The sequence below is a fragment of the Amycolatopsis sp. NPDC059657 genome (assembly GCF_042734395.1).
Classification (GTDB): domain Bacteria; phylum Actinomycetota; class Actinomycetes; order Mycobacteriales; family Pseudonocardiaceae; genus Amycolatopsis.
This window is the reverse complement of sequence record NZ_JBHWEB010000017.1, coordinates 30,316-39,881: the sequence shown is the minus strand read 5'-3', so window position 1 is coordinate 39,881 and position 9,566 is coordinate 30,316. Positions and strand designations below refer to the sequence as shown.

10 protein-coding genes are annotated in these 9,566 nt (G+C 67.9%); 6 read left to right on the top strand and 4 right to left on the bottom strand.

Going from position 1 to position 9,566, the window contains the following annotated elements; translation table 11 throughout:
• Positions 1 to 134: 134 nt before the first annotated feature.
• Positions 135 to 836, top strand: a complete 702-nt coding sequence (locus tag ACFV15_RS11870) for a helix-turn-helix transcriptional regulator (RefSeq protein ID WP_378350196.1) — start codon at positions 135 to 137, stop codon at positions 834 to 836.
• Between the two features lie 74 nt (positions 837 to 910).
• On the top strand, positions 911 to 1,294 hold the full coding sequence (locus ACFV15_RS11865; RefSeq protein WP_378350195.1) for a VOC family protein: 384 nt from the start codon (positions 911 to 913) through the stop codon (positions 1,292 to 1,294).
• Here ACFV15_RS11865 and ACFV15_RS11860 read toward each other — a convergent pair.
• A complete protein-coding gene (locus tag ACFV15_RS11860; RefSeq protein ID WP_378350194.1) occupies positions 1,275 to 3,140 on the bottom strand; it encodes an FAD/NAD(P)-binding protein in 1,866 nt (621 codons plus the stop codon). The two genes, ACFV15_RS11865 and ACFV15_RS11860, sit on opposite strands and share 20 nt — an antisense overlap.
• A gap of 96 nt (positions 3,141 to 3,236) precedes the next feature.
• Here ACFV15_RS11860 and ACFV15_RS11855 point away from each other — a divergent pair, with 96 nt between their 5' ends.
• Together ACFV15_RS11855 and ACFV15_RS11850 are read left to right on the top strand one after the other, a co-directional pair.
• Positions 3,237 to 3,689 carry a GNAT family N-acetyltransferase gene (locus ACFV15_RS11855; RefSeq protein WP_378350193.1) on the top strand — a complete coding sequence of 151 codons (453 nt, stop codon included), beginning with the start codon at positions 3,237 to 3,239 and terminating at the stop codon, positions 3,687 to 3,689.
• Positions 3,690 to 3,696: 7 nt separating this feature from the next.
• Positions 3,697 to 4,458: a hypothetical protein gene (locus ACFV15_RS11850; RefSeq protein ID WP_378350192.1), complete on the top strand. Its 762-nt coding sequence runs from the start codon at positions 3,697 to 3,699 to the stop codon at positions 4,456 to 4,458.
• On the opposite strand, the gene ACFV15_RS11845 is transcribed toward ACFV15_RS11850, so the two are convergent.
• A complete protein-coding gene (locus ACFV15_RS11845; protein WP_378350191.1) occupies positions 4,439 to 5,077 on the bottom strand; it encodes a TetR/AcrR family transcriptional regulator in 639 nt (212 codons plus the stop codon). The two genes, ACFV15_RS11850 and ACFV15_RS11845, sit on opposite strands and share 20 nt — an antisense overlap.
• A gap of 78 nt (positions 5,078 to 5,155) precedes the next feature.
• On the opposite strand from ACFV15_RS11845, the gene ACFV15_RS11840 reads away from it, so the two are divergent.
• A complete protein-coding gene (locus ACFV15_RS11840; protein WP_378350190.1) occupies positions 5,156 to 6,364 on the top strand; it encodes a lipase family protein in 1,209 nt (402 codons plus the stop codon).
• Positions 6,365 to 6,479: 115 nt separating this feature from the next.
• Here ACFV15_RS11840 and ACFV15_RS11835 read toward each other — a convergent pair whose 3' ends face one another.
• On the bottom strand, positions 6,480 to 6,890 hold the full coding sequence (locus ACFV15_RS11835) for a DUF3151 domain-containing protein (protein ID WP_378350189.1): 411 nt from the start codon (positions 6,888 to 6,890) through the stop codon (positions 6,480 to 6,482).
• 222 nt (positions 6,891 to 7,112) lie between these two features.
• Here ACFV15_RS11835 and ACFV15_RS11830 point away from each other — a divergent pair, with 222 nt between their 5' ends.
• Entirely contained in the window at positions 7,113 to 8,300 is a 1,188-nt protein-coding gene (locus tag ACFV15_RS11830; protein WP_378350188.1) for a hypothetical protein, read from the top strand.
• A 91-nt stretch (positions 8,301 to 8,391) separates the two neighbouring features.
• Here the strand turns inward: ACFV15_RS11830 and fbaA are convergent, their stop codons facing one another.
• Entirely contained in the window at positions 8,392 to 9,417 is a 1,026-nt protein-coding gene (gene fbaA, locus ACFV15_RS11825) for a class II fructose-bisphosphate aldolase (protein ID WP_378350187.1), read from the bottom strand.
• Between the last annotated feature and the right edge of the window lie 149 nt (positions 9,418 to 9,566).

Sequence of the window (9,566 nt, the reverse complement as noted above, 5' to 3'; positions counted from 1 at the left end):
CTGCGGGCCGCGTTGGCGCGCGGGTTTGGTGGGGGGTGGGTTTGGTTGTGTTGTTTGTGCCGCGGCCTGTGTCCCCCCCCCCCCCACCCACACACGACCCGAAACTGTCGGTGGCCGTGGCTAGCGTCGGGGGCGTGAACCGAACCGACCGGCTTTACGCGATCGTCGAAGACCTGCGGGCGGTCGCGCCAGGAAGACGCAGCGCTCGCCAGCTCGCGGACCGCTACGAGGTCAGCGTGCGCACCATCGAGCGCGACCTCGACGCGCTCCAGCAGGCCGGCGTGCCCATCTACGCCGACGTCGGCCGCCGCGGCGGCTACACGCTCGACAGGACCAGGACACTGCCACCGCTGAACTTCACGCCTGCCGAGGCGGTGGCCGTCGCGGTCGCGCTGCGGGACGCGGACAGCTCGCCGTTCGCCCGCGCGGCCGAGAGCGCGCTGCGCAAGATCGTCGCGGCGATGCCCGTGCGGGAGGCGGCCGCCGCGACCGAACTCGCCGATCGCGTCCGCTACCTCGCGCCCGTTTCGGCGCCCGCGCCGCGGCAGCCGGTGCCGTCGATCCTCGAAGAGGCGCTCGCCAAGCAGCGTGTGCTGCGGCTGCTGTACGCCGACAAGGACGGCACGCTGACCGAGCGGGACGTCGAGCCCGTCATCTTCATGGCCGCGCCGAAGGGCTGGTACCTCGTCGGCTGGTGCCGGTTGCGCGACGACCTGCGTGTGTTCCGGGTCGACCGGATCCTGACGGCGAACGATCTCGGCGAGCCCGTCCCGGAACGCGTGCTCACCCTGCCCGAGGTGCCGGACCATGTGATCCAGGTCGCACGGTTCGGCTGAGAAACACCGACATAGGGCTGTCGCGAACGAGGACGAAAGTGAGGTTCACCAGCAAGACAACAGGAGGAAATCCCATGACCGCACTGGCATTCGGCAGTGTCACCTGGTTCCAGATCGGCAGCGCGGACCCGGCCGCCACCAAGAGCTTCTACACCGAGCTGTTCGACTGGTCCTTCGAAGTCGACGGCGACGCCGACACCGACGGCCGCTACGCGCAGGTCACCACGCCCGGCGCCACGCACCCCACCGGTGGCCTCTTCGACACGCGCGGCGAAGTGCCGAACCACGCGATCTTCTACGTGCTCGTCGAGGACACCGCGAAGACGGTCGCCGAGGCCGAGCAGCGCGGCGCCAAGGTGCTCGTGCCGCCGAAGACCACGCCTGCCGGTCTGGTCTTCTCCGACCTGCTCGACCCACAGGGCAACCACTTCGGCGTCTTCACCCCGCCGGCGTCGTAAGGGCGAGTATCTCGCGGGCGACGGCGTCGTTCTGCCGGAACGGGAGTGCGTTCGTGCGGGGGCGGGTGAACGCCGCCGCCGAACGCGCGCTCGTGTGCGGGCCGACCGCGAACAGCCGAGGGTGCGCGTCGCCGCTCGCGTTGAGCAGCCGCGAGTCGCCGACCCTGGTGTGAATGCGGCCGGAGGCCTCTCGTTCGCCGGTGGCCGCGTCGAGCACGGACTCCTCGACCAGGTCACCGGCGTCGCGCAGGGTTCGCAGCAGCACGTCCGAGGCGCGGCTCACGCTCGGTTCGGGCAGGCGCGCTTCGATCAGTGTCCGGGCGCGCACCTCGCCGGGGAAGCTCTCACTGCTGCCGACGAACACCCCGTCGGCGGCGGTGATCCGCATTTCCGCGCCGGCGAAGGAAACCAGGCCTGCCTGGTGCAAGGCGATCAGTTCTTCGAGACGGCGCGGTGGCGGCCCGCTGGCGTAGTAGCTGAAGAAGCCGTGCCACCAGCCGTCCATTTCGGACACTTGACTGCGCGCCGTGATCCGCCCGGTGCCGACCAGCGCCGGCAGCTGGTGGTACACCGAAAGCAGCGCCATGAACGCGCCGAGATCCGCACTGAACTCCGAATCGGCGCGGCGCGACAAGTCATGCTCGACGTACTCGCGGACGTGCTTCCCGAACTCCTCGCCCGTCGCGAAGCGCAACCCGGCGAGCGGCCGATCGAGCTGTTCCAGGTCGAGCCGGTCTTCGAGCGCGGGCACCGATTTCTCGATCAGGGCACGCATTTCCGGCGAGTCCCATTCGGTGTCGGCGAAGGTGTCGGCGAACACCGCGAAGTCCAGCCGCACCCGATCGGGATGCCCGGTGAACAGTTCGCTGTAGTAGCCCCAGGCGATCTCCTTGGCCATGTGCGGCCAGACATCACGCTTGAAGTCGAGCCGCTCCGGCAGCTTGTCGAAGGTGTACGAGTCGAAGAATCTGGGCAGCTTCAACGGTTTTCCGAGCAACCGATAGCCGGTCTTCGCGTGATACGGCACGCCACGACGCGAGCCGACGTGCAGCACCGGCTCACGCCCGCTCGGGTGATACCGGAGCCCGCCGCTCGGCTGCTCCTCGAACCGGCCGCCGCGGCCTTCGGTCAGCAGCAGCATCAAGTCGACGAACGCGAGCCCGAACCCGCGCACCAGCACGGGTTCGCCGGCGGGCACGCCCGCGTAGTCGACGTCGGCGGTGTAGCCGGCCGGGTAGTACGCGAGGTCGTTGCGGACGGCGTAGTCGGCCAGTTCCAGCTCACGCTCGTCCGGCAACGCGTCGAGATGGCCGACGGTCATGAGCACGGCGTCGACCCGCAACGGCTCCGCCGAATCCTTGAGCCAGACGACGTTTTCGGTGACGTTCACCGCGTGCGTGCGGTGTTCGACGACCTCGACGCCCTCCGGCAAAGTGTTCAGTATGTGCCGGTACACCCAGTCGAGATAGGCGCTCTGCAGCCGTCGCGTCGGGAACGAGGTCGACTTGAGTGTGCGCAACTCGTCCTGCAGGTCGTCGGGGATCGAGACGTCGAGCTTGCCCGTACGCACCTTCTTGGCCCACTCGGCCAGCGACGGGCCGTTGCGCACCGGACCGGACATTTCGACCGACTCGTCGGTGAACATCGTGACGTCTTCCGGCATCGAGTTCATCCGCAGCAGCGGTGACTGGTCGTACCGCCACACCCGGCCTGGCCCCGGCGGGAAAGGGTCGATCAGATGCACCACCAGCCGGTCACCGAGCAGCTCTGGCGCGTTGGCGGAAAGCCTTTCCAGCACACAGATCCCGCGCGGGCCTGCGCCTACGATCGCGAGTTCGAACGCCACCCGTCCGAAGCTACGCCTGGTTCCGGCGGCCACTACTCGATTTCCCACTTGGCGGACATCGTTGCCTTGCGGACTTTCACGCCCGATCATCGCCAGGTGAGCCTCGAAGTGCGGCCGTACGCCGTGACCGACCCCGAGGTGCGGCCGTTGCTGGACGAGCTCGCCCACGAGTACTACAGCCGCTACGGCGACAACTCGGAGCTGGAGCGCTACCCGCCCGAGGAGTTCGCGCCGCCGCGTGGCGCGCTGCTGCTGGTGCGCGAGGACGAGGTCAGCGTCGCCGGTGGCGCGTTCCGGCACTACGACGACGAGACCGCCGAGATCAAACGCATGTGGACGGCGTCGGCGCATCGGCGTCGCGGGCTCGCGAGACTGGTGCTCTCCGAGCTTGAGGCCGAGGCGAAGCGACGCGGTTATCGCCGGATCTTCCTCACCACCGGGCCGAAACAGCCCGAAGCCGCTTCGCTGTATCTCGCCACCGGATACCGCAGCGTCCCGGCGGACGATCCAGCGGGATTCGGTCTGCTGGCGTTCGCGAAGGACTTATAGTCCGCTGGTGGATTACGCGGGACTGCGCAGCGGATTGCTCGAACCGGCACTCGGCGACGTGGACCTGACCGATGACCCTCGGCGGTTCTTCCGGCATGTCGTGCCGTGCCCGCGCTGCAAGGGCTCCGGCACGCAGCGGGTCCTCTGGGACGACGAGTGGGAAGACGGCTGGAGCTGCGGTCACTGCGGTTGGACCGGGCACACCAAGGATTCGCCGATCGACGCCGTCCCCGACGGCTCGCACCTCAAGGCGCTGGGTCCGTCCATCGTGGAAGCCGAGACGCTCGCCTGGGAGACGGCCGCGCTGCTGGAGCCATGGGGCTCGCGGCCAGCCGAGCGGATCGTCTGGCGGGTCGGCACCACCGGCACCAGGAAGATCGGCGATCACTGCGTGCCGGTCGACATCGGCTTGCTGGTCAACGACATCTTCTTCATCCACCTGCGCGAGGAGCTCAAGGGCTGCGACGCGGGCATCGACATCTCGACACCCGGCTACGACCGGCCCGCGCCCTATCCGGACGTCGCGTTCCAGGCACGCAAGCACGCCAACTGGGAGGCCGCGGCGGCGGCCGGATACCGCTTCCCCGAACGGATCCGGCACGCGAACGGCGTCAAGGAACTGAGCGATCATCCACTGGCGGGCAAGTCGTTCGCCGAGCTGCCGAACTTCTACACGCAGGTGCTCGGAATCTGGCTGACCGGATACGCGCTCGAATCCATCAAGGACGGCACGATCTGCCTGTACGCGGCTAGCGCAGCCGATCGATGACGTCGACATCCGGCTCGCGCAGCCGGGTGATGCCGCCGACGGTGAACTCGGTGAGCAGGTCGATCAGCGCGTCGGCGTCGGGCGCCTGGCCGTCCCAGGTCATCTGGACGAGCGCCTCGGTCATCGCGAAGTAGAGCGTGACGAGCGCGTTGTCGGAGCGGCCCGCGTCGACGCCGTGCTCGGCCCAGCGCTGCCTGCTGACGTCGGTGTAGACGCGGGCGAGGCGCTCCCTCAGGCGGGTGAGGGCCGGGTTGCCCAATCTCTCCGCTTCGCGGAGCACCGGGAAGGCCTCGGGATTGGCGGCGACGAAGGCGAACATGTTCGCGTAGTTCATCCGCGCCCATGCCCGCAGGTTCGGTGTCTTCTCGCGGGCGAGCGCGACGATGCCGACGAACGAGCGCTCCTCGACATCGGCCACGACCTCGGTGAACAGCGTCGCCCGGTCGCCGAAGCTCTCGTAAACCGACTGCCGGGATACGCCGGCCTGGCGCGCGATCTGTTCGATGGTGGCCTGCTCGCCGTGCAGCGCGTAGAGCGACGCGGCCGCGCGCAACACGCGTTCGCGCTGCTCACCGAGTGGGAGCTTGCGCGGGCGTCCACGACGAGCGGGGGTTGACATGTGGCGGACCTCACCTCATCCTTTTTCGACACGAGTGTCGAAAACTCAAGCACCCCGACTGCTCAATGAGGAGCAAGCGTGCGCACTTTCTCTCGTCTCGGCCTTGTCGCGGCCGTCTCCATCGCGTTACTGGGTACCCCCGCCCAAGCAGGCGCGACCACCTTCTACGACCCGCCCTCCCCGCTGCCCGCCGGTGCGAATGGCGACATCATTCGCCACGAGGTTTCGCAGTTCTACATCGATCCCGTAAAGCTCATCAAGGCAGACGCCAAGGTGCAACGGATCATGTATCGCAGTACGGACACACATGGCCGGCCGATGGCCGTCACCGGCACCGTCCTCACCCCCAACGGTCCCTGGATCGGCGCAGGTCAGCGCCCGATAGTCAGCTACGCGGCAGGCACACAGGGCATCGGCGACTCCTGCGCGCCGTCCAAGGCGCTGGCCGCCGGGTTCGAGTACGAGGGCCCGTTCATCGCGGGCCTGCTCACCCGCGGGTACGGCGTGGTCGTGACCGACTACGAAGGCCTCGGCACGCCTGGCGTCCACACCTACATGAACCGGCTGTCGCAGGGGCATGCCGTGCTCGACGCGATCCGCGCCGCGCAGCGGCTCCCCGAGGCCGGGCTGCCCGACAGCGGACCGGTCGCCACCGCGGGTTACTCGCAGGGCGGCGGGGCCTCGGCCGCGGCCGCCGAGCTGCAGCCGTCGTACGCGCCGGAGTTGAACTTGAAGGGCTCGTACGCGGGCGCCGTCCCGGCGGATCTGGCCGAGGTGGCGAAGATCCTCGACGGGCACTACGCGGTCGGTTTCCTCGGGTTCGCGCTGGCCAGCATGGACGCGGCGTACCCGGAGCTGAACATCCCCGGCCTGTTGAACGCTCGCGGCAAGCAGCTGTTCGAGCAGGTCAAGAACGAATGCACGATCGAGGCGATCGCGGCGCACGCGTTCACGCAGTCGTCGACGCTGACGAACGACGGCCGCTCGCTGACCGCGTACCTCGGCGAGGAGCCGTACAAGTCCCGCGTCGGCCAGCAGCTGATCGGCAAGCTCAAGCCGACCGTGCCGGTACTGGTCGTGCACAGCGTCCTCGACGACATCGTCCCCTACGAGCAGGACCGCACGATGGCCCGCTCCTGGTGCTCAAAAGGCACGAAGGTCCAGTTCAGCAGCTCGCTGGTGCCGACCCACGTCGGCGGCGCGGTCCGCGCGTACCCCGAAGCCTTCGCCTGGCTCGAAGGCCGCTTCGCGGGCTTCCCGGCCCCGAACAACTGCGGCTGGTTCTAGCCCCGCCGAAAAAAATCCCAATGTGGCTTTCGTCAGCTCGGAGCTGACGAAAGCCACATTGGCGTGCTGAAACCTGACCAATGCCGCATTGGGATTTTTTGAGCTTGCCCTGGGGTCAGGCGAGGCCGGTGGCTTCGGCGGCCGCCGGGTCGGAGTCGGTGATGAAGGTGCGGCAGCGCTCGTACTCTTCGGTCTCGCCGATCTTCCCGGCGGCCTTCGCGAGTACGGCGAGCGCGCGCAGGAAGCCCTGGTTGGGGCGGTGCGACCACGGCACCGGGCCGAAGCCCTTCCAGCCGGCGCGGCGCAGCTGGTCGAGGCCGCGGTGGTAGCCGGTGCGGGCGTAGGCGTACGCGGCGACCGTCTCACCGGCTTCGAAGGCGGACTCCGCCAGCTGAGCCCACGCCGCGCTGAAGTACGGGTGCTCCGCCGCGACGCCCGCCGGGTCGACGCCCGCGTCGAGTGCGGCCTGGGCGACGGTGTGCTCTGGCAGCAAGGTCGGCTCCGGGCCGAGCAGGTTGTGCGTCATGAGCCCATTGTGCTCAGCTGAAGAACAGGGCTCCGACCACCCCGCCCGCGGCCAGCACGAGGCAGCCGACGAGGACAGCGGCGACAAAGCGTTTCGGCATCATGGCGGCAGAGGATGCCCGGACCACCGCGCGGAAAGCAAACTCGTCACTCCTCAGGGTGAACCCTGGTTTTTCGGCGGTCCGGTACCGATCGGTAAGTCGACTAAGCGATGATTAGCGACATGACAAAGGCAGTGGACGTGTCTGGGGTCGTCGAGCCCGGCGTCATTCCCCGTAGCCCGATCGCCAAGACGCGGCTGTTCTTCAGGCAGCACTGGCACCGCGGCGCGCCGGGTCAGCCGACCCCGCAGTGGGCACTGAACTTCTGCTACTCGATGTGGCTGATCGCGTTCGCGTTCAAGATGCTCGGGTCTACCTGGGACATGTCGTGGCACTTCAAGTTCCTGCGTGACGACCTCGCGCCGCCGCACCTGATCAACACGGTCGGCACCGGCATCCTGGTGGTGCTGGTCGCGATCCACAGCTACACCGGCCTCGGCTGCGACAAGCGGTCGCTGCGGCTGATGCAGGGCGGGATGGTCCTGTTCCTCATCGCCGGGCCGCTCGACATCCTCAACCACCGGCTCAACGGTCTCGACCTGACCGCGTGGAGCCCGTCGCACATGATGCTCTACCTGGGCACCGAGATCATGATCCTCGGCGTGATCGACGGCTGGATGAAGTTCTCCGCGCCCGGCCGCCTGCGGTCGCTGGTCCTCACCGGACTCTGGGTCTTCCTGCTGGAGAACACGTTCTTCTCGAACGGCCAGCAGGAGTACGGCATCATCGGCCTGCGCGCGTGGGAACGCGGCGAGCCGGAGGCCGAGCACGAGCTGCTGACGTTCGCCGCGAAGCAGATCGGCCACCCGGTCGACCTGGCCGCGGTCACCCACTTCACGATGCCGATCCCGTCGTGGGTCTACCCGCTGTGGGGCATCGGTGTCTCGGCGCTGGTGCTGGCGCTGGCCCGCAAGACGATCGCCAAGCAGTGGGCAGCCACCGCGGTCGCGGGCGCCTACCTGGCCTACCGCCTGATCATGTGGCCGATCCTGCTCGGCATCGGCTTCCCGGTCCCGACGGTCCCGTTCTACCTGCTGGCTGTCGGCCTCGCGGTCGACCTGGCGTTCCGCATCGGCCGCGAGCACAAGCTCCTCACGGCGGGCGCGGGCGCGCTGCTGGTCACGGCATTCGGCTACAGCACGCTGTGGATCCAGTCCCAGCTACGCCCGTGGTTCCTGGGCGACGCGCACACGGAGTCCGCGCCCCCGGTCGCCTACTGGACGGTCCCGATCGCACTGGTCGGCCTGGCGATCCTGTGGTGGGTCGGCCTGCGCTTCTTCACCCGCCGCGAGCAGCCCACCTCGACTTAGCCCCAATGTGGCATTGGTCAGGTTTCGAACCCCCAATGTGGCTTTCGTCAGCTGAAAACTGACGAAAGCCACATTGGGATTTTTTCGTGAGCTAGAGCTTCTGGCCGGCGGAGCGGAGGTGCTCGGCCGCCTCGCGCACCCGGTCGGCCATGCCCTTTTCGGCGGCCTTGAGGTAGCTGCGGGGGTCGTAGACCTTCTTGTTGCCGACCTCGCCGTCGATCTTCAAGACGCCGTCGTAGTTCTTGAAGAAGTGGTCGACGACCGGGCGGGTGAAGGCGTACTGAGTGTCGGTGTCGACGTTCATCTTCACGACGCCGTAGGACAGCGCGGCGTGGATGTCGGCGACCTCGGAGCCGGAGCCGCCGTGGAAGACGAAGTCGAACGGCTTCGCGTCGGAGAGGCCGAGCTTGGCCGAGACGACGTCCTGGCCGCCCTTCAGCACGTCCGGGCGGAGCTTGACGTTGCCGGGCTTGTACACGCCGTGCACGTTGCCGAAGGTCGCGGCGAGCAGGTAGCGGCCCTTGTCGCCGGTGCCGAGCACCTCGGCGGTCTTCAGGAAGTCGCCCTCGGCGGTGTAGAGCTTCTCGTTGATCTCGGCCTCGACGCCGTCCTCTTCGCCTCCGACGACGCCGATCTCGACCTCGAGGATGATCCTCGCGGCGCGAGCCTTCTCAAGCAGCTCAGCCGCGATCGTCAGGTTCTCGTCGAGGTCGATCGCGGAGCCGTCCCACATGTGGGACTGGAACAGCGGGTTCTCGCCGCGCTTGACGCGCTCGGCCGAGATCTCGAGCAGCGGGCGGACGAAGCCGTCGAGCTTGTCCTTGGGGCAGTGGTCGGTGTGCAGCGCGACGTTGATCGGGTAGCGCTTGGCGACCACGTTCGCGTACTCGGCCAGCGCGGTCGCGCCGACGACCATGTCCTTGACGGCCTGGCCGGACGCGAATTCCGCGCCGCCGGTGGAGAACTGGATGATGCCGTCGCTCTCCGCCTCGGCGAACCCGCGGATCGCGGCGTTCAGGGTTTCCGAAGACGTCACGTTGATGGCCGGGTAAGCGAATTCGTTCGCTTTCGCCCGGTCAAGCATCTCCGCGTAGACCTCGGGGGTGGCGATGGGCATCGTGGGTCCTCCTCGAACAGACTTGGTGCCTTCAGCCGCATCGTACGAGGTCGGCGGAACGAGCACACTGGTCGTGTCACTTGAACATGATCAAGTACGGGATCCGTCGTGAGTGTTGCCGACGGTTAGCACCGTTCGCAACACCCACG

Bases quoted from the DNA above. Each gene is read 5' to 3' on its own strand.
- ACFV15_RS11865 (WP_378350195.1), top strand. From the start codon at position 911: ATGACCGCACTGGCATTCGGCAGTGTCACCTGGTTCCAGATCGGCAGC.
- ACFV15_RS11845 (WP_378350191.1), bottom strand. From the start codon at position 5,077: ATGTCAACCCCCGCTCGTCGTGGACGCCCGCGCAAGCTCCCACTCGGT.
- ACFV15_RS11835 (WP_378350189.1), bottom strand. From the start codon at position 6,890: ATGACGCACAACCTGCTCGGCCCGGAGCCGACCTTGCTGCCAGAGCAC.
- ACFV15_RS11830 (WP_378350188.1), top strand. From the start codon at position 7,113: ATGACAAAGGCAGTGGACGTGTCTGGGGTCGTCGAGCCCGGCGTCATT.
- fbaA (WP_378350187.1), bottom strand. From the start codon at position 9,417: ATGCCCATCGCCACCCCCGAGGTCTACGCGGAGATGCTTGACCGGGCG.